This window comes from Ferrovibrio terrae (assembly GCF_943372915.1).
GTDB classification, from domain to species: domain Bacteria; phylum Pseudomonadota; class Alphaproteobacteria; order Ferrovibrionales; family Ferrovibrionaceae; genus Ferrovibrio; species Ferrovibrio terrae_A.
On record NZ_CALSAN010000015.1, the window covers coordinates 1 to 19,523 of the forward strand.

General features: G+C 65.3%; 19 protein-coding genes and 1 riboswitch. Of the genes, 8 read left to right on the plus strand and 11 right to left on the minus strand.

Annotation, left to right across the window (positions count from 1 at the left end; all coding sequences use genetic code 11):
* The 3 genes from AAG821_RS11970 to AAG821_RS11980 all read left to right on the plus strand — a co-directional run.
* The coding region (locus AAG821_RS11970; RefSeq protein WP_341916286.1) for an AMP-binding protein at nt 1-889 on the plus strand (889 nt) is incomplete at its 5' end.
* A gap of 77 nt (nt 890-966) precedes the next feature.
* Nucleotides 967-1,524: a Spy/CpxP family protein refolding chaperone gene (locus AAG821_RS11975; protein WP_341912539.1), complete on the plus strand. Its 558-nt coding sequence runs from the start codon at nt 967-969 to the stop codon at nt 1,522-1,524.
* 49 nt (nt 1,525-1,573) lie between these two features.
* Entirely contained in the window at nt 1,574-2,212 is a 639-nt protein-coding gene (locus AAG821_RS11980) for a hemolysin III family protein (protein ID WP_341912540.1), read from the plus strand.
* On the opposite strand, the gene cysQ is transcribed toward AAG821_RS11980, so the two are convergent.
* Nucleotides 2,209-3,012, minus strand: coding sequence for a 3'(2'),5'-bisphosphate nucleotidase CysQ (cysQ, locus tag AAG821_RS11985; RefSeq protein WP_341912541.1), 804 nt, complete (start codon nt 3,010-3,012; stop codon nt 2,209-2,211). The genes AAG821_RS11980 and cysQ overlap by 4 nt on opposite strands.
* Nucleotides 3,013-3,025: 13 nt before the next feature.
* Complete coding sequence (locus AAG821_RS11990) at nt 3,026-3,205, minus strand: DUF3553 domain-containing protein (RefSeq protein ID WP_341912542.1); 180 nt, start codon at nt 3,203-3,205, stop codon at nt 3,026-3,028.
* A 114-nt stretch (nt 3,206-3,319) separates the two neighbouring features.
* Between AAG821_RS11990 and AAG821_RS11995 the strand changes: the two genes are divergently transcribed.
* The 3 genes from AAG821_RS11995 to AAG821_RS12005 all read left to right on the plus strand — a co-directional run bounded on the left by AAG821_RS11995 (nt 3,320) and on the right by AAG821_RS12005 (nt 7,252).
* The gene (locus AAG821_RS11995; RefSeq protein WP_341916287.1) at nt 3,320-3,937 is read left to right on the plus strand and encodes a histidine phosphotransferase family protein; all 618 of its coding nucleotides are present in this window, start codon (nt 3,320-3,322) and stop codon (nt 3,935-3,937) included.
* Between the two features lie 25 nt (nt 3,938-3,962).
* Nucleotides 3,963-4,162, plus strand: a riboswitch (cobalamin riboswitch).
* 217 nt (nt 4,163-4,379) lie between these two features.
* Nucleotides 4,380-6,497 carry a TonB-dependent siderophore receptor gene (locus AAG821_RS12000; RefSeq protein ID WP_341912546.1) on the plus strand — a complete coding sequence of 706 codons (2,118 nt, stop codon included), beginning with the start codon at nt 4,380-4,382 and terminating at the stop codon, nt 6,495-6,497.
* A 32-nt stretch (nt 6,498-6,529) separates the two neighbouring features.
* A complete protein-coding gene (locus tag AAG821_RS12005; RefSeq protein WP_341912547.1) occupies nt 6,530-7,252 on the plus strand; it encodes a DUF4198 domain-containing protein in 723 nt (240 codons plus the stop codon).
* A gap of 72 nt (nt 7,253-7,324) precedes the next feature.
* On the opposite strand, the gene AAG821_RS12010 is transcribed toward AAG821_RS12005, so the two are convergent.
* The gene (locus AAG821_RS12010) at nt 7,325-8,044 is read right to left on the minus strand and encodes a response regulator transcription factor (protein WP_341898082.1); all 720 of its coding nucleotides are present in this window, start codon (nt 8,042-8,044) and stop codon (nt 7,325-7,327) included.
* A gap of 256 nt (nt 8,045-8,300) precedes the next feature.
* Here AAG821_RS12010 and fliI point away from each other — a divergent pair, with 256 nt between their 5' ends.
* Nucleotides 8,301-9,620: a flagellar protein export ATPase FliI gene (fliI, locus tag AAG821_RS12015; RefSeq protein WP_341912549.1), complete on the plus strand. Its 1,320-nt coding sequence runs from the start codon at nt 8,301-8,303 to the stop codon at nt 9,618-9,620.
* Between the two features lie 17 nt (nt 9,621-9,637).
* On the plus strand, nt 9,638-10,075 hold the full coding sequence (locus AAG821_RS12020; RefSeq protein WP_341912551.1) for a flagellar FliJ family protein: 438 nt from the start codon (nt 9,638-9,640) through the stop codon (nt 10,073-10,075).
* On the opposite strand, the gene AAG821_RS12025 is transcribed toward AAG821_RS12020, so the two are convergent.
* From AAG821_RS12025 to AAG821_RS12060, 8 genes are all read right to left on the minus strand, one after another.
* Nucleotides 10,076-10,972 carry a DMT family transporter gene (locus AAG821_RS12025; protein WP_341912553.1) on the minus strand — a complete coding sequence of 299 codons (897 nt, stop codon included), beginning with the start codon at nt 10,970-10,972 and terminating at the stop codon, nt 10,076-10,078.
* A gap of 87 nt (nt 10,973-11,059) precedes the next feature.
* On the minus strand, nt 11,060-12,979 hold the full coding sequence (locus tag AAG821_RS12030; protein ID WP_341912555.1) for a hypothetical protein: 1,920 nt from the start codon (nt 12,977-12,979) through the stop codon (nt 11,060-11,062).
* Nucleotides 12,980-13,006: 27 nt separating this feature from the next.
* Complete coding sequence (locus AAG821_RS12035; protein ID WP_341912557.1) at nt 13,007-13,843, minus strand: MinD/ParA family protein; 837 nt, start codon at nt 13,841-13,843, stop codon at nt 13,007-13,009.
* Complete coding sequence (locus tag AAG821_RS12040; RefSeq protein WP_341912559.1) at nt 13,840-14,913, minus strand: hypothetical protein; 1,074 nt, start codon at nt 14,911-14,913, stop codon at nt 13,840-13,842. The genes AAG821_RS12035 and AAG821_RS12040 overlap by 4 nt, the downstream gene beginning before the upstream one ends.
* 14 nt (nt 14,914-14,927) lie before the next feature.
* Nucleotides 14,928-17,048: a flagellar biosynthesis protein FlhA gene (gene flhA / locus AAG821_RS12045; RefSeq protein ID WP_341912561.1), complete on the minus strand. Its 2,121-nt coding sequence runs from the start codon at nt 17,046-17,048 to the stop codon at nt 14,928-14,930.
* Nucleotides 17,049-17,080: 32 nt separating this feature from the next.
* On the minus strand, nt 17,081-18,454 hold the full coding sequence (locus AAG821_RS12050) for a sigma-54 dependent transcriptional regulator (protein WP_341912562.1): 1,374 nt from the start codon (nt 18,452-18,454) through the stop codon (nt 17,081-17,083).
* A gap of 39 nt (nt 18,455-18,493) precedes the next feature.
* Nucleotides 18,494-18,829 carry a flagellar motor switch protein FliN gene (gene fliN / locus AAG821_RS12055; RefSeq protein WP_341912564.1) on the minus strand — a complete coding sequence of 112 codons (336 nt, stop codon included), beginning with the start codon at nt 18,827-18,829 and terminating at the stop codon, nt 18,494-18,496.
* A 22-nt stretch (nt 18,830-18,851) separates the two neighbouring features.
* On the minus strand, nt 18,852-19,505 hold the full coding sequence (locus AAG821_RS12060) for a hypothetical protein (protein WP_341912566.1): 654 nt from the start codon (nt 19,503-19,505) through the stop codon (nt 18,852-18,854).
* Between the last annotated feature and the right edge of the window lie 18 nt (nt 19,506-19,523).

The window sequence follows — 19,523 nt, forward strand, 5'->3', positions numbered from 1 at the left end:
GTATTTCAATGTGCCGGCCGGCTACGCCATGCTGATCCCGCACCTGGAGAAAGACGCGGCGCTGTGCGAGCGCTTCTTCCGCAACCTGCAAATGATCTTCTATGCCGGCGCCGCCCTGCCGCCGGACCTGTGGGCACGACTGGAGGCGCTGTCGATCCGCACTCTGGGCCAGCGCGTGATCATGACCTCCAGCTGGGGCTCGACCGAGACGGCACCGCTGGCAACGGCGGCGCATTTCCCGATCGAACGCGCCGGCGTGATCGGCGTGCCGGTGCCGGGCGTGCAGCTGAAATTCGTGCCCAGCGGCGCCAAGCTGGAAATCCGCGTCAAAGGGCCGAATGTGACGCCCGGCTATATCGGCAATGCCGAGCAGACGCAGAAGGCTTTCGATGCGGATGGCTTCTACTGCATCGGCGATGCGGCCAAGCTTGCCGATGCCGACGATCCCGCCAAAGGCGTGGTGTTCGACGGACGGATTGCCGAGGATTTCAAGCTGACCACCGGCACCTGGGTGCATGTCGGCGGCGTGCGCGTGGCAGCACTGGCCGCCTGCTCGCCGCTGCTGCAGGATGCAGTGGTGACCGGGCAGGACCGCAGCTTCATCGGTCTGCTGGCCTGGCCCTCGGCGGCGGCCAAGGATATGGCACCGGAAGATTTGCGGCGGCAGATCGCGGAAAAACTTTCCGCCCATAATGCGACCCAGGGCGGTTCGTCCTTCAAAGTGCAGCGCGTGCTGCTGCTGCGCGAGCCGCCCTCGATTGATGCCAACGAGATCACCGACAAGGGCTATATCAACCAGCGCGCGACGCTGGAGCGTCGTCACGCCGATGTGATGCGGCTTTATGCCGATCCACCCGATGCAGACGTGATCACCGTCACCGACAGATAACATCCGCCGCCCTAGATTGCGCGTGCTGCCGAAGCCGTATTTCCGGCGTGGCATCGCAAAGTCTTGGGAGACACGCCGTGACGCGACGTTTGTTCGCCACGCTGGCGTTCGGCCTGACACTGGCCGCCGGATTCGCACTCGGCACCATCGGCCGGTATCCGGCCGGCATGCCGGCGCAAGCCATCGACACCGATATTCCGACCCTGCCGCCGCTGGCCGCAGTGATCGTGCCGACCAACCCGCTGGAAACCAGCGATGCCGAACGCAATCTCTATCCGGCACCGCAGACCGCGCTGCAGATGGCTGAAAGCCTCAATCTCGACGAAGCGCAGCGGCAGACCCTGCGCCAGCTGCAGCATGACCTGGATGCGGAAGTCTCAGCACTTGGTCGCCGCGTGGAAAGCGAAGAGCGCCGGCTGGCGCGCAGCTTCGCCGAGAACAACGTGGAGGCCACCCGCATCGACGCACTGACCGCCCGCATTGCCGCCCTGCAGGGCCGCATCCGCGCCGTGCGCCTGCGCGGCCATCTGGCCGCCCGCGATGCCCTGACGCCGGACCAGCTGCTGCGCTTTGCGTCCGTGCGCGGCTATGCCCCGGCACCGGAAGACCAGCGCGACGACGATCTTTTCCGCTGACCGGCCGCCGTCTTCATTCTGCCCCAATCCCTAATGTATACTGACGGCCATGGTCCGCCCATGCAGCCGCGCCGAGATTGTCGCCGATGCCATCGTGCATCTGCTGGGCCTGGCCTTTGGCATCGGCGCCAGCGTCACGCTGGTGATCCTGATCGCCCTGAACCCTGACCTGCCGCGCGGTATCAGCCTCGGCCTCTACGGCTTCGGCCTGCTGGCCATGCTGATCTGCTCGGCGCTCTACCACATGACCTCCCACGCCCGGCTGAAGGCGGTGTTCCGCCGCCTCGACCATGCCGCCATCTTCGTGATGATCGCCGGCACCTATACGCCGTTTTCGCTGATCCTGATCGGCGGCCTGTGGGGTGCGCTGCTGCTCGGCTTTGTCTGGACCGTGGCGCTGATCGGCGTGTTTCTCAAACTGCGCTATCCACTGCGCTTCGACCGGCTGTCGGTGGCGGCCTATCTGCTGCTCGGCTGGGTAATCCTGGCCGCGCTGCAGCCACTGATCAGCAATGCCTCGCTTGGCGCGCTGATCCTGCTGCTCACCGGCGGCGGGCTATACAGCCTGGGCGTGATCTTCCATCTGTGGGAACGCCTGCCCTATCAGAATGCGATCTGGCATGTCTTCGTGCTGGCCGCAGCCGCCTGTCATTATGCGGCGATCCTGGTCGACGTCGCGCTGGCCTAAGACTTTGCGCCGCGCGCCAGAAAGGCCGGATTGCGGAAATCCTTTTTGCCGTAGGCCAGCGCCGGGCCTTCTGTCGACCCATTCCAGGTGACGACCGCACCGCCGGCGGCTTCCAGCACCGCCTGACCGGCCGCCGTGTCCCATTCCGAGATCGAGGCAAAGCGCGGATAGAGATCGGCCGCGCCCTCGGCGATCTGGCAGAATTTCAGCGACGAACCGACCGTGCGGGTTTCCGGCGCCATCTGCTGCCTGAGCCAGGTATCGACCGCCGGTTCACGGTGGTTGCGGCTGACCAACACCAGCGCGCTGACCTTCGGCACCGGACGCGCCGTGATCGTGCGACCGGCCGCGCCGCTCTGACGGTCGAAACGCAGTGCACCCCGCGGCGTACCCAGCCAGGCAATCTCCAGCGCCGGCGCCAGCACGATACCGAGCACCGGACGACCGGCTTCGATCAGCGCGATATTGACGGTGAATTCGCCGTTGCGCTCGATGAATTCGCGCGTGCCGTCCAGCGGATCGACCAGCCAGAACGGCGCGCTGCCCACTGCCGGTGCCTCGCCGCGCGTCGCCAGCTCCTCGGCCACCACGGGGATCGCCGGCGTCAGCTTTCGCAGGCCGGCCAGGATGATCGCCTCGGCGGCATCGTCGGCATCGGTGACCGGGCTGCGGTCCTCCTTGGAGCGTGCCACAAACGGCGTCGCATAGATCGCCATGATGGCCGCGCCGGCCTCGCGGGCCAGCGGCAGCAACGCCATGGCCAGCTCATGGGGGGCAAGATCGTCATGCGTGGACGTCATCCGGACCTTCGCTTCAGTCTTCGGGTGGCTTGACCGGCCTGAGCGGCACCTGCTCGACATTGATCAGGCGCTTGCCGGCATGCAGGAAATTGACGGTGACGCGCGCACCGATGGCAGACTGCACCTGCCCCTGTCCCCAGTCGGGCTGCAGCGGGTTTTCCACCCAGTCGCCCGGAACGAACGGTGCCAGCATGTCTCTCGCTTGCGGTTGCCTGCCTGCTGCGGACATTCTAGACAGAGCATTGCCGTCCTGCCACCCATGGGTCGTGGGAATTGGGCTGGCGCGAATCACGGGAGCATGACTGCAATGGCCGCCGACGACCTCGATCTTGTCGCCCTGATCTGCTCGCGGCTGTGTCACGACCTGGCCGGCAGCATCGGCGCGGTCAACAACGGCGTCGAACTGCTGGCCGAGGAAACCGATCCGGCGATGCGCGAAGACGCCATCGGCCTGGTGGCGCAATCAGCCAGTGATGCGGCCCGGCGCCTGGGCTTTTTCCGGCTGGCGCTCGGCGCCTCGGGCGATGCTGCCGAGCCGATGGCCTTCGGTGAATTCTCGCGCGTGGCGAAAGCCTATTTCGATGGCGGCAAGCTGAGCCTGCTGCTGCCGGCCACCGTGGGCAACAGCCTGCCCAAGCCGCTGGGCAAGGCGTTGCTGCTCGGCCTGTCGCTGGCGGCCCAGGCGCTGCCGCGCGGCGGCAATCTCGCCCTGACGCAACAGGACAACCGCTGGCAGATCCGCGCCGAGGGCACCACCGTGCGCTGGCAGGACAGCGTGGCCGCCGGCTTCGGCGATGGCGCCCTGCCCGCCGATCCGCAGGCGGCGATGGCGCGCTATACAAAACGGCTGGCCGAAAGCGCGGGCTGTGCCCTGACCACCGGCGTGGCGGAAAACAGCGTCACGCTCGGTTTCGCGCCGCGATGAAGGTTTGACGGCCCAACTGCGACTGATTACCATCACGGGTGACGGTGCCCTTCGGGGCCGAACAGGGAATCCGGTGCGGCTGCATGTGCAGCCTATGCCGGGGCTGCCCCCGCAACTGTAAGCGGCGAGTTTTCGTCATCGAGCCACTGATGCCCCATGCATTGGGAAGGCGACGAACACTGTGACCCGTGAGCCAGGAGACCTGCCGTCAGCCGTGGTCACGCGTGCGTACAATGGGCGGGGTGTCTCATTGGGCATTGTTCATCGCCATCTGTGGCGCTGACGGTCTTACGTGCGAGTGACGTGCCACAACGAGGCCGTCGTCATGCCTGTCATCCTGACCAGTTTCCGCCCCCCCAACCCGCGTCTTGCGAATTGTTATAATATAACGTTATAAAATAACAACAAGCACGACGCCTGATCCATTTTTGGGGGATTACCAATGTTTACAAGAAAACCGGCGGCCCTTGTGGCCGTCTTCGGCCTGTTATCCGGTGCTGGCGATGCCATGGCGCAGGACAGCCGGCCGACCACGCTGCCGGCCATCACGGTTGAAGGCTCGGTGCCGGCCGCGACTGATACCGGTGAGGACTACCGCGTCTCGCGCAGCAGCAGCGCCACCAAGACCGACACGCCGCTGATCGACGTGCCGCAGACGGCCATCGCCGTATCCAAGCAGGTGCTTCAGGACACTGGCGGCACCACGGTGGAGCCGGCGCTGGACTATGTCGGCGGCCTATCCAAGGGCAACAATTTCGGCGGTCTCAATCTCTACGAGATGAATCTGCGTGGACTGAAAACCGTCAACGCGGCCAAGAATGGCTTCACCGCCAATCGCCGGTACGACGGCACCGCCGATGCCGCCAATATCGAACAGGTGGATGTGCTGCTCGGGCCCTCGGCTTCGTTATACGGCCGCGGCGATCCCGGCGGCTTCGTCAATGTCGTGACCAAGAAGCCGTTCACTGAAAACAGCAACACCGTGCAGGGCATGATGGGCAGCTATGGCCTGTTCCGCGGCACGCTGGACAGCAATTTCGTGCTGAGTGACGACAAGAGCCTGCTCGGCCGCGCCAATCTCGCCGTCGAAAGCCGCGACAGCTTCCGCGACCATGTATCATCCGACCGGCAGTTCTTCTCGCCGGTGCTGACCTGGCAGGCCAACAGTCTGACGCGCCTGACTGTGGAGGCCGAAGCGCTCAAGGATGAGCGCGTGTTCGACCGCGGCGTGGTGGCGGTGAATGGCCAGCTGGGCCGCATTCCGATCACCCGCTTCCTCGGCGAGCCGAACGACGGCAAGATCAGCAACGACAATTACCTTGCCTCGGCGCGACTGGAACATGATGTCAGCGATGACTGGACCCTGCGCGCCGGTTTCCTGTCCAAGACCGGATCGATGTATGGCTTTGCCACCGAACCCAATGCCCTGGATGCTTCAACCGGTGTGCTGACGCGCCGGCGCACGCTGCGCGACTACAACTGGAACAGCAACACGGCGCAATTTGAAGCGCTGGGCCATATCGAAACCGGCAGCGTGAAACACACCCTGCTGACCGGACTGGAATACGAACGTGCCCGGGCCAGCGAACATTTCTATCGCAGCAATGCCAGCAGTATTAACATCTACAATCCGGTGTACAGCCAGAGCAGCGTCAATCCTGTACCTTTTTCTGATCTGCTGGATGTATCGGACAGCTATGCCGTCTATGTGCAGGATCAGATCGAACTGAGCGAGCGCTGGCAGGCACAGATCGGCATCCGGGCCGACTGGTTCGAGCAGGATTTCCAGGATCGCGTCAGCCGCAAGTCGGCGCCACAGTCGCGCGAGGGTTACAGCCCGCGTGGCGGCCTCACCTACAAAGTGACACCGGATCTGGCCCTGTATGGCAGTGTGGCGAAATCCTTCCGCCCGGTGATGGATTCCAATACCGGATTCGTCACCACCAGCGATGGCAAGGCCTTCGAACCAGAAACCGGCCTGGGCTATGAAACCGGCATCAAGGCCGACCTGCTGGACCGCCGCCTGAGCGTAACGGCGGCCTTGTTCCACATCACCAAGCAGAATGTGCTGACCAGCGATCCGGCCACCGGCTTCAACGTCGCCGCTGGCGAAGTGCAGAGCCGCGGTCTGGATATCAACCTGGCGGGCAGCATCACGCCGGAATGGCGCATCATCGCTGGCTATGCCTTCACCGATGCGGAAGTGACAAAGGACAAGTCGATTCCGAAGGGCGCCTCGCTGCAGAATATCCCGCGTCACAGCCTGGGCCTCTGGAATGTTTATGAATTCCAGACCGGCAGCCTGAAGGGCTTTGGCTTTGGCGGCGGTGTCGTCACCATGGATGACCGTGCCGGCAGCGGCAACGGCGACGGCTTCACCCTGCCGGGCTTTGCCAAGGTCGATCTGCTCGGCTTCTACAAGCTGACCGAGGCCGCGAAGGTCTCGCTCAACATCTACAACCTGTTCGACACCGACTATTACGAACGCGCCCTGGGGCCCCTGCGTGTGGTGCCCGGCACGCCGCTCAGCGCCATGGCCGCACTGACGGTCACCTTCTGATCCGAATGCTCCACAACCAAAGGAAACCGATAATGATACAGATACGCGCTTATGCCCTGGCCCTCGGCCTTGCCTTGCTGGCCGGCCCCGTGGCTGCCCATTCCGTGTGGATCGAACCCGACCAGGCCGGAAAACTGATGATCCAGAATGGCGATCCGGGCGACCTCGACAGCTACGATCCGGCACGCGTGACCAAGGCCTGGGCTTTCGACAAGGACGGCAAGGCGGTGGCGGCCGAGGTCGAGCGGCTGGAAAAGGCCGCCGCCGTGAAACCGGCCGGCGGCGCCGCGCTGGTGGCGGCATTCTTCGACAACAAATACTGGGCCAAGGGCCAGGACGGCAAATGGAACAACGGGCCGAAGGGCACGGTGAGCAATCCCACCATTGCCGGACCGTCCTACAAGATGCCGAAAACCTATCTGGCACCGGTGGCGAGTTTCGCCAAGCCGCTCGGCCTCGATCTTGAAATCGTGCCGCAGGCCGATCCGGCCACGCTGAAGGCCGGCGACAAGCTGACCGTGCAGGTGCTGCTGAAAGGCCAGCCGCTGGCCGATGCGAGCCTGGTCGGCGACATCTTCCTCGGCCACGAAGTGAAGGCGGAGAAGCTCAAGACCGACAAGGATGGCAAGGTGACCGTGACGGTGCCCAAGCGCGCCTTCGCCGGTGTCGAGGTCAGCCACTTCGCCAAGGATGCAGGCAGCAGCGTGGAAGGCACCTTCTACAACGCCTCGCTGGTGCTGAAGGTCAAGCCATAAACGCTTTCCATCCGGGCAACAAAAAAGCCGGCCTTCACAGGCCGGCTTTTCTTTTGCGTTTTCTCGAACCGCTCAGTGCCCGCCAGCCGCCCGCTTGGCGCCCGCCGCTACCGGTTCGACCTGGTCGCGCAGCACATAGCCGCGACCCCAGACAGTTTCGATATAGTTGTCGCCCTCGGTGGCCGAGGCGATCTTCTTGCGCAGCTTGCAGATGAAAACGTCGATGATCTTCAGCTCCGGCTCGTCCATGCCACCATAGAGATGGTTGAGGAACATCTCCTTGGTCAGCGTGGTGCCCTTGCGCAGGCTGAGCAGCTCGAGCATCGCATATTCCTTGCCGGTCAGATGCAGGCGACCGCCTTCGACCTCGACCGACTTGGCGTCGAGATTGACGGTCAGCTTGCCGGTCTGGATCACCGACTGCGAATGGCCCTTGGCGCGCCGCACGATGGCGTTGATGCGCGCGATCAGCTCGTCCTTGTTGAACGGCTTGGTGATGTAGTCGTCGGCACCGAAGCCGAGACCCTTCACCTTCTTGTCCGCTTCGCCCATGCCCGAGAGAATCAGGATCGGCGTATTCACCTTGGCCGCGCGCAACTTTTTCAGCACGTCATAGCCGTGCATGTCGGGCAGGTTCAGGTCGAGGACAATGATGTCGTAGTCATACAGCTTGCCGAGGTCCAAGCCCTCTTCGCCGTATTCGGTCCGGTAGACGTTGAACCCCTCGGCACTGAGCATCATCTCGATGCTCTTGGCCATGGAGGCGTCGTCTTCGATCAGCAGCACGCGCATGGCGCTCTCCCGCGCTTTTTGATCGGGACACGATCCTGTCCGGATCGGGAATGGCGTTTTTCCGCCCGATTCGGCTTAGTTTACCATTGTTAATAAATGAAGTTAACGCATTCTTTAACGCCCCCCTTTATAGGGGCCGCCTGACCCCCGATATCCATGCTAGATTGGTCGCCGACCCCGCCCTGCCGGGAGGGGTTTACCGGCGGTTAAGGCTTTGACCTGTAGGGTGTTTTTCCCGTTAACCCTTTGAGGCGCCATGTACAGCCTGCTGATGGATCTCGACCGCATCAAGGATGTCAGTTTCACCGGCCGGGTGACCTCCATTCAGGGCCTGCTGGTCGAGGTGGCGGGCGTCGAGCGGCACCTGTCCATCGGCTCCCGCGTCCATGTCCAGACCCGCGACCACCGCAATGTGGAATGCGAGGTGGTCGGCTTCCGCCAGAACCGCGCCCTGCTGATGCCCTATGGCTCGCTGGAAGGCATTGGCCTGGGCAGCCGCGCCGTGGTGGGCGAAGACCAGCCGGTGGTCTATCCCGATGCGAGCTGGCGCGGCCGCGTGATCGACGGCCTGGGCCGGCCGCTGGATGGCGGACCGCCGCTGACCAACGGCACCCGCCCCTATCCGCTGCGCGCCAATCCGCCGCCGGCCAATTCGCGCAAGCGCGTCGGCCCCAAGATCGATCTGGGCGTGCGTTCGATCAACACCTTCATCTCCTGCTGCCGCGGCCAGCGCATGGGCATCTTTGCCGGCTCCGGCGTCGGCAAATCCGTGCTGCTGTCGATGATGGCGCGCTACACCGAGGCCGATGTGAACGTCGTCGGCCTGATCGGCGAACGCGGCCGCGAGGTGCAGGAATTCATCGAGGACGATCTGGGCAAGGCCGGCCTCGCCCGCACCGTGATCGTGGTGGCAACCTCGGACGAACCCGCCCTGGTGCGGCGCCAGGCGGCCTATATGACGCTGGCGGTGGCGGAATATTTCCGCGACCAGGGCAGCCAGGTGCTCTGCCTGATGGACTCGGTCACCCGTTTTGCCATGGCGCAGCGCGAGATCGGCCTGTCGGGCGGCGAACCGCCGACCACCAAGGGTTATCCGCCGACCACCTTTGCCGAACTGCCGCGCCTGCTGGAGCGCGCCGGCCCCGGCACCGGCGACGGCACCATCACCGGGCTGTTCACCGTGCTGGTGGATGGCGACGACCATAACGAGCCGATTGCGGACGCCACGCGCGGTATTCTCGATGGCCATATCGTGATGGAGCGCGGCATCGCCGAACGCGGTCGCTATCCCGCCATCAATATCCTGCGCTCGATCTCGCGTACCATGCCGGGCTGCAACACCGAGGATGAAAACCTGCTGGTGACCCGCGCCCGCCAGCTGATGGCGACCTATGACGACATGGCCGAGCTGATCCGCCTGGGCGCCTATCGCACCGGTTCCGATCCCAAGGTGGATGAGGCGATCCGCTACCAGCCGATGCTGGAAGCCTTCCTCAAGCAGCAGAAGGCCGAACGCGCCGATCTGCCATCCGGCTACGCGCGCCTGGCGGAGATTTTCATCCAGGCCGGCGAATAGGGATGATGGGCTGAAGCATGCGCGGCGTCGGCGGACTGATCCGGCTGTGGAAGTGGCGCCTTGACGAGCGCCGCCGCGTGGTGGTCGATCTGGAAATCCTGCGCGCCGGCATCGAGCGCCAGATGGTCGGCCTGGACGAGGAGCTGGAACGTGAGCGCAAGGTCGCCACCACCAACTATGCCGCCAGCTTCGGCTTCACCAACTATCGCCGCATGAACCGCGAACGCCATGCCAATCTGGAAGTGGCGCGCGAGGAAGTGATCGACCGCATCGCTGCCGCCCAGGAAGAGGTCAACGCCGCCTTCCGCGAGCAGAAGAAATACGAACTGGTGCTCGAGAACTGGGAACGCCGCGAGCGGCAGAAACAGGAAAAGCGCGAGCAGGACGAAATGGACGAAGCCGGCCTGCAGGGCTTCCGCCGCCGCCAGGACCAGGACGCCGAGCGGACGGAGTGATCAGCGCGCCGGCCTGATCCGCTGCAGCAGCCGGCCATCGATGGCGGCCAGGCCCAGCGCCACGGCGGCGATGCCGACGAAATGCCTGGGCGCCAGACTCTCGCCCAACACCAGCACGCCAAGCAGAATGGCGCTGACCGGCACCAGCAGGGTGACCAGATTGACATTGCTGCCGGCCGCCGCCATGACGCGGAAGAACAGCACATAGGCGAGTGCGGTGGAGAGGATGCCCAATGCAAGCAGGGCGGCTGTTGCCTGCAGGGATGGCAGCGGCAGCAGCCAGGTGTGATCGACCAGCAGCGCGAGCGGCAACAGGACCAGCGATGAAAGGCTGAGCTGTCCGGTCGCGACCACGATGGGCTCGACCTGCATGCGACGGAAACGGCGGCCATAGACACCCGAGCAGGCATAAGACAGCGTCGCCAGCAGCACCGCACATTGCGCCGGCACATTGTGTCCCAGGCCATCCAGCAGATCCGCCCCCAGCATCGCCACCACACCGGCAAAACCGAGCAGCACGCCGAGGATGCGATTGGGCGTCAGTCTTTCGTCTCTGGTGAAGGCATGCGCCACCAGGGCCGTCCAGATTGGCGTGGTGGCATTGAGGATCGAGGCCAGTCCGCTGGGAATCTGGCCCTGGGCCCAGATGATCAGAGTGAAGGGAATCACGTTGTTGAGCAGGCCGATGACCAGGCAGGCCCGCCACACCGCCGGATCGCGCGGCAGCCGGCGGCCCAGCAGATGCAGGGCCGGCAGCAGGATAATGGCCGCGATCACCACGCGGCTGGCGGCGATGCTGAGCGGCGGCCACTCGCGCACGGCCAGGCCGATGAAAAAGAACGAGCCGCCCCACAGGATCGACAGCACGATCAACAAACCCCAGACCCGCGCTGTCATCCTCACGCCTCACGCTGCATACTGAAACGATCGTCTCCGTATACCGGTTGCAACCTTGCCGCTATCCGCATCTTGCGCTGATGCGGCCTAGGCCTTGAGTTCGGTACTGGGGCCACGGCTTTCCAGCTCGGGGCTTGGCCAGGGCAGTGGCTTTTCGCGATCATGAAAGCGCAGCGAGCCGACCATGCCGGTGATCGCCAGCGCTTCCTCGAAAATGGCACTGACATCGAGACGGAAGGCGGGGCCAAATTCGGTTTCGCTGCGCAGGATCAGGTCGAGCTGCTTGACGCTGACAAAGCCGTCGAACTGGATCGGACCGGTACTTTCCAGGTCGAAATCGATGATGAAGCGGGTCTGCTTCTGCTGCTTCTTCGCATCCTTGCGGCGGCGCATGAAAATATGAATCGCCTCGACCTTGCCGCCGATCATCATAGGCATCACCAGGGCCTGCCAGTCGTTATCGCCCTGGCGCTGGTTGAGCCGGCCCAGCTCGCGGAAATCGTCGTCGAGTTTTTTCAGCAGCTCGCCCCGGCCGCTCTGCTCCAGCTTACGCACGGCTTCACTGCCGAGCCAGGCCTGCGCGCTGCCAGCAGCGGCTGCCGCCATGAACTGCAGGGCGCTAGAGGCCAGCCGCGCATTCGGCTGCGGCAGCAATTCGGTCTGCAGGCGCTGCGCCAGCGCCGGATCGGCGGCACGCACGGCATCCAGCGTCTGCTGCAGCAGCGGCCAGCCACCCTGCAGCCGCGTCAGGATGCCGGCCAGCGGCGCCGGGCCGAGCGCGGTGGGCGTCGGCGTCGGCGGCTTGGTGATGGCGGCGAGTTCGAGCGCAAGCTGGGTGCCAGGCGGCAGCGCCTGCGGCAGGTTGAGCGACAGCACACCTTGCGGTGTAGCAACCAGCACCTGGCCAGCCTGGCCCTGGCCGGTAACGATGCCGGTGAGCACCTGGCTGGCCGCGCCCGGCGCGAGCAGATTGGCGCTCGGAAGATTGAACGGCTGCGCGCCAGTGGGCTGCAGATGTGGCTGCGGCTGCGGTTGCGAAATCACTGCCTGCTGCAGGATCGCCGGCTGCAACGGTGTCTGCGGTGTCAGCGGCGGCGTCTGCGGCGGTGTGACGGCTGGCGTCTGCGATTGGGCCTGAGCCTGCACCAGCGCATTGGCAATCGCGGGCGCGGCTGGCACGGCGGCCGCCGGCAACTGCGGCGGAACCGCAGCGGGCGTCGCCGGTGTCGCGGGTGCGGCCGGCGTGGCATTTGGCGGCGGTGTCTGCGCCGCAGGCACAGTGGGCGCGGTCGGTATTGCCGTGGGCAGCGTCACGCTCTGCACCACCACCTGCAACTGGCTGCCCGGCGGCAAGGCCGGGGCTGCAGTGCCGACCGGCGGCGTCACCACCACGGCGGTCAGCGTCTGTCCCGGTTGCGGCAGCACCGGTGCGGCGGAGCCGCCCGGCTGCGGCGGTGAAACAGCAATGGCCAGCTGCGCGGCGGTGGGTGGCTGCGCCAGTGCCGGCACCGGCGGCTGCAGCGCTGTGCCGTTGACGCTGACGACCGTGGCCTGCTGCGGATTCTCAGGATTGAGCTGCAGCCTGAGCGCTGCATTCAGCACGGCGAGATTGGCCTGTTCCAGCGCCTGCGCCAGATTGGTGATCGCCAGCGTGTTGCCGGCGGCCGTGCGCACCAGCAGGGTCATGTTGTCACGCGCCACCACCTGCGCCGCGATCTGGCCGCCCTTGGTCAGTTCATTGGCGCTGGAGGCGATCTCGGTGGCCGCACCGCCACCCTGCGGACTGGCGCCCTGCAGAATGGTGTTGGGCGAAGCAGGCGTCTGCTGCGGCTGGCCGCTGACGCCCTGACCGGTCTGGCCCTGGCTTGGCTGCCCTTGGGGTGGCGCCGGCAGCACGCCGGCCGCGGTCTGCGCATTGCCCTGTGGTGATGCGGCGGGCGCGGTGCTCGTGCCGGCAGTCGTGGTGACCGGTGGCGCAGTGGGCGCAAGAGGGCCGAGATCGCTCACACGCGACTCCCGGCCATCAGCGCATGATCAGGGCTGCGCCGGCAGCGGCATGCGCAGCAGGCTGTTCATCAGCGCCTCGACATCCTCGGCCGCCTCGCACATCGGATGACGGGTCAGCAGCGGCACCTGGTTGCGGATGGCATCGCGCACCTTGTCGTCGCGGCGGATCACGCCGGCCAGCGGCGGCGAGTATTTCAGGAAATTCTCCGCCGCCTTGTTCAGCTTGGCATAGGTGCGTTCGCCTTCGCGCGTGGTCGGCGCGATGTTGATGACAACGCGCACATCGGCATTGCGGTCGGCCATGCGGGCCAGCTTGATATAGGCATAGGCATCGGTGAGCGCGGTCGGCTCGTCATTGGTGACGACCAGCGTAATGCCGGCCGCAGCCGAAAACGTGCGCACCACGGCATCGACGCCGGCGCCCAGATCGATGATGACGCGGTCATAGCTTTTCGCCAGCTGCATCAGTTCGTCGCGGATCGTGGTCATCGCCGTCTGGTCGAGCGTCGCCAGCGAGGCCGAACCCGACTTGCCGGCGATGATGTCGAAACCGGCTTCGGACGGCATCACGGCGTCGGCCAGGCTGAAGCGGCCGGCAATCACGCTGCCCAGATCGCGGTCGGGCATCAGGCCCAGCTGGATGTCCACATTCGCCAGGCCGATATCACCATCGAACAGCAGCACGCGCTGGCCCTGGCGCGCGAAGGTATGCGCCAGCGTCACCGACAGCCAGGTCTTGCCCACACCGCCCTTCCCCGAGGCGATGGCAATCACATTGGATTGACGCACGGCCGCGGCTGGATGGCGGACCGGGCGAGCGGGAGAGGACGGCGGCGGTGTCGGCGTCATGGTCATCACGGTCATTCGGCGGCCTTCAGGGCAGCGGGTTTCGGGGAAAAGTACTGCATATCGGTCTCGGGGTCGACGGCGCTGCGGGCATCGGGATCGGCCAGCAGGCGATGGGCGAGTGTGAGCGCATCGCACCGCTCGAAACCCTTGCCGATAAAAGCACTGGCGCTGACATCGGCAAAGGCCAGCCCGCCCAGATCGGCAGCGGCCACCAATGCACCCAGCCGGCGCGCGGCATCCAGGCGGGTCGCGACATAACGCCGCGCACCCAGCGCCACTGCCTGGGCGGCGAGTTCGCCGGCTTCCATGGCATCGGTGCCGGCGGCCAGCACGGCAACCGGTTCGGCACCGCTGGCCTGGATCAGGGCTTTCAGCGCCTTGCGCTCGGCGGCATCGTGCAGGTTGATGCCGGCGGTGTCGACGATCAGCTTGGTGGTGTCAGCGGTTTCGCTGACCACATGATGCAATTCGCGGGCATCGACGGCTTCGATGAAGGGCGCGCTCATCACACGGCAGAGCGCGGCGAGCTGATCGCCGGCGGCGGCGCGGCTGACATCGGTGGATATCACCTGCACGGCACGGCGTTCGATCACGCAGCGGGCGGCGATCTTGGCGGCCACCACGGTCTTGCCGCTGCCCGGCGGGCCGATCAGGATCAGCGGCCGGTTATCGGTGCTGAGCCCCGGGAAGCGGTAGGTTTCATCCAGGGCCTCGGCCAGCGCACCCACCGGATCGTCGAGGCCGACGCGGAGGGCTGCCTGGGTCAGGCGTTCGGCGACGCGACCCGGCACGCCATGCCAGTTCAGTGCGCCCAGGATCAGGTCGCCGACATGCTGCTCGTCCTGCGGCGCGAAATCATCCTCGGGCACGAACAGACGGCCATTGCCCTGGCCATAGCGCAGCGCCTGCGCCTCGGGCGTGACGAAATCGTCTTCACTCTGCTGTTCGATCGCTGCGGTGATCTCGACGCCGGCGCCGTTGCGATGCGTGAAGGTCGAAACGATGATCGCCTCGTCGCCCAGACTCTGGCGCACGAGGTCCATCGCCTCGGTCATCGTTGCTGCCTGGAATGTTTTGAGCCGCATGGTTCAGCCCGTTCTCAGATCTGCGCAATCGTCCGAAGCTTGGCCTTCGGATGGATTTCCTGTTGCGACATCACCACGGTGGCGGGGCGGAAGCGCTCGATGATCGAGCGCACATAGGGCCGCGCCGACGGGCTGGTCAGCAGCACCGGCATATGCCCCTCGGCTGCCAGGCGTTCAAAGGTCTGCCGTACCTGGGTGATGAATTCCTGCAGTCGCGACGGCTGCATGCTGAGCTGGCGATCCTCGCCCTGGCCGACCAGCGCCTCGGCGAAGTTCTGCTCCCATTGCGGCGACAGGGTCACCAGCGGGATATAGCCATCGGGGCTGACATTGGAATTGGAGATCTGGCGCGCCAGGCGGCCGCGCACATGCTCGGTGATCTGGGTGATCGACTGGGTATAGCCGCTGGCCTCGGCAATCGCTTCCAGGATGGTGGCAAAATCGCGGATCGAGATGCGTTCGCCCAGCAGGTTCTGCAGCACGCGCTGCACGCCGTTGATATTGGTGCGGGTCGGAATCACTTCGCTGACCAGCTTTTCGTTGCTCTTCTTCAGCTCGTCGACCAGTTTCTGGGTCTCGGCGAAGCTGAGCAGGTCGGACATATTGTCCTTCACCACTTCGGTCAGATGCGTGGTGATGACGGTGCCGGGATCGACCACGGTATAGCCGCGGAACATCGCCTCGTCGCGCATGCTTTCGTCCACCCACATGGCGGGCAGGCCGAAGGTCGGCTCGATGGTTTCCTCGCCCGAAAGCGCGATGCGCTCGCCGCGCGGGTCCATCACCAGCAGCAGGTTTGGCTTCACCTCGCCGCGGGCGGCTTCCACTTCCTTGACGCGGATCACGTAAGTGGTGCCGGGCAGCTGCATGTTGTCGAGGATGCGCACGCTGGGCATGATGAAGCCCATGTCGATGGCAATCTGGCGGCGCAGCGCCTTGATCTGATCGGTCAGTCGATAGCCGCGCGCATCGTTGATCAGCGGCAGCAGGCTGAAGCCCAGCTCCAGCCGCAGGTCGTCCATCGCCAGCGCGTTGGTGACCGGCTCGTCCAGAGGATTGGGCGCCGCCGGCGGCAGGGGTGGTGGCACGAAGGCGGCCACCGCCATCTTCTTCTCCTGCTCCCAGGCCAGATAGGCGAGACCGCCGGAAACAAGCGCCAGCATCATGAAGGGCAGGAAGGGCATGCCCGGGATCAGCGCGAAGCACAGCGACAGGCCGGCCGACATGCCGAGCGCCTTGACCGAGGACAACTGCTTGGACAGCGCCTTGTCGGCCGAACCGGTGACGCTGCCTTTCGAGACCATGATACCGGCGGCGACCGAGATGATCAGCGCCGGGATCTGCGCCACCAGGCCGTCACCGACCGACAGGATCGAGTAGGTGTTCAGCGCCGCGCCGAACGGCATGCCGTTCTGGATCACGCCGATCAGGATGCCGCCGATCAGGTTGATGAAGGTGATCAGCAGGCCGGCAACGGCATCGCCGCGCACGAATTTCGAGGCACCGTCCATCGAACCGAAGAAGCCGGATTCGTCTTCCAGCTCCTTGCGGCGGACGCGCGCCGTGGCTTCGTCGATCAGGCCGGCCGAGAGATCGGCGTCGATCGCCATCTGCTTGCCGGGCATGGCATCGAGGGTGAAGCGGGCCGACACTTCGGCGATACGCCCGGAACCCTTGGTGATGACGACGAAGTTCACGATCACCAGGATGGCGAACACGATGATGCCGATCACCAGGTTGCCGCCCATGATGAACTGGCCAAAGGCCTCGATCACATGGCCCGCCGCATCGGTGCCCTCATGGCCATGGCCCAGGATCAGGCGCGTGGAGGCCAGGTTCAGCGACAGGCGCAGCATCGTGGTGATGAGCAGCACGGTCGGGAAGCTGGAGAATTCGAGCGGACGCTGCACGAACAGGCAGGTCATCATCACCAGCACCGACATGGTGATCGACAGCGCCAGCGCCACGTCGAGCAGCCAGGTCGGCATCGGCAGGATGAGGACCGACAGGATCGCCATGATGCCGATGGCGAGCAGGATGTCGCCATGGCTGCCGATATTGCCGAGCCGGCCGAAAAAGCTGCCGCCACCGCCCGCTGGGGCGGCTGGAGCGTCAGCCGGCAAATTCTCCGCCATACCCGTCTCTCCTCAACCCGCGCGACCCGGCATCAGGCCGTGACGCGCGTGCCCTCGTTGGCCGCGGGAACCGCGAGGCCTTCGTCGGAATACTGCTTCAGCTTGTTGCGCAAGGTGCGGATCGAAATACCGAGAATGGTGGCCGCATGGGTGCGGTTGCCCAGGCAATGCTTCAGCGTGTCGATGATCAGGTCGCGCTCGACATCGGCCACCGTGCGGCCGACCAGATTGGGCGCGGCGCCGCCTTCGCCATTGGGCGCTTCCGCCGTGGCGCCGGCACTGCGGCCGATCGCATCGGTGAGCGCCGAACCATCGGGCAGGCGGATATCGGCCAGTTCGATCTGCGAGCCCATGGCCAGCAGCACGGCGCGATGCATGGTGTTTTCCAGCTCGCGCACATTGCCGCGCCAGGGTGCCATGCGCAGCGCCTCCAGCGTGGCGGGCGACAGCGGCCGTTCCGGCACGCCATTGGCTTCGGCATATTTCTTGACGAAATGGGTCGACAGCAGCTCGACATCGGCCGGGCGCTGGCGCAGCGGCGGCAGCTTGATGTTCACCACATTGAGGCGGAACAGCAGATCCTCGCGGAAGGTGCCCTTGGCCACTTCATCGGCCAGGTTGCGGTTCGAGGTGGCGATCACGCGGATATCCACCTTGACCGGCTTGCTGCCGCCGATGCGGTCGATCTCGCGTTCCTGGATGGCACGCAGCAGCTTGGCCTGCAGGCGCACGTCCATCTCGCTGATTTCGTCCAGCAGCAGCGTGCCGCCGTTGGCTTCCTCGAATTTGCCGAGCCGGCGCGCGACCGCACCGGTGAAGGCGCCCTTTTCGTGGCCGAACAGTTCCGATTCCAGCAGCGTATCCGGGATCGCGGCGCAATTGACCGACACGAAGGGCCGGTCGGCGCGCGGCGACTTGATATGGATATACCGCGCCATCACTTCCTTGCCGGTGCCGCTTTCGCCGGTGATCATGATCGAGGCGCCACTGGGCGCGACCTGCTCGGCCAGCTTGACCACCTGACCCATCGCCGGGTCGCGGAACAGCATCTGGTGGCTGTCTTCCGCCACCGCTTCCAGCACGGCGGCGATCAGATCGGCCTCGGGCGGCAGCGGCAGATATTCCTTGGCGCCGGCGCGAATGGCGGCCACGGCGGCGCGGGCATCGTTGCCGATGCCGCAGGCCACCACCGGCAGGTTGATGCGTTCAGCCTTCAGGCTGTCGACCAGGAGTTTGACATCGAGGCTGACATCGATCATGGCCAGATCGGCGCCACGGCCGGAGCGCAGCGTGTTGAGGCCCTGTTCAATATCCTCGACCTGGATGACCTTGGCGCCGCGCTGCAGCGCGATGCGCGTTGCCGCGCCGATCTGCCCGTTGAGCGTTCCAAAGATGATCAGCCGCATAATCCGCCCCGACTTCCCGACTTAAAGGTTTTGTGCGGCTCAGCCACCGCGGCCACCCTTGATGATTTCCGTCATGGTCACGCCCAGCCGGTCTTCCACCACCACGACCTCGCCACGCGCCACCAGGCGGTTGTTGACGTAGATATCGATCGCCTCGCCGACCTTGCGGTCCAGCTCGACCACGGCGCCGCGGCCCAGTTTCAGCAGCTGGCTGACCTGCATGTTGGCCTTGCCGAGCACGGCCGAGACATGCACCGGAATATCGAACACGGCCTGCAGATCGGCTGCGGTACGCGCCGCATTCGGATCGTCTTCTTCCATCATCCCGGCGCCCTGGCCGAGGTCCTTCAGGTCGAGATCGTCGCTATCAGCCATACTCGTTCACTCCCCGCCGCGGCTACTCGCCGGGCTCCGCCAGCTGCGCCTGCAGACCGGCCAGATACCGTTCGACGGCCTGATCGACTTCCTGTTCCAGCGCCGCCTGGCGCCGTTCGGCCGAACCATCCGCCCAGTTGATGCGGCAATCGGTCGGCGCCATCGTCTCATCGGGCACCAGAGCCACCTTGCCGCCGAAACCGGATTGCGCCACCAGCTGATCGATCTTGGCATCCAGTTGCTGTACCGCCGGCTCAGCGGCGCGGATCACCAGGCGCGGCTCGTCACGCATGTCATCCATGCAGCGCAGCACCAGGGCTTCCACCTGGTCCATCGGTTGGCGTTCGATCAGCCGGCCGGCCAGCTTGCGGGCAATCGCCACCGCCAGCTCGGTCGCCTCGGTGCGCGCGGCGACATGGGCACGCTGTTCGCTGTTGGCGATATCGCCCAGCATCATGCCGATATGGTGCAGGGCCGCTTCCAGATTGCGCTGATGCTCGCCATGCGCAGCCGCGCGGCCGGCGGCCTCGCCTTCGGCAAAGGCGGCGGCCTTGGCGGCATCGATTTCCTCGGCCGAGTATTTCGGCGGCGGTGCCTTGGGCGCGTAGTTGCGCTCCACCTTCGGGCGGCTGCCGTCGAAGGGCATGTCGAACAGGAATTTGGCCTTGCTTGCCATCAGGGGTTACGCTGCTTT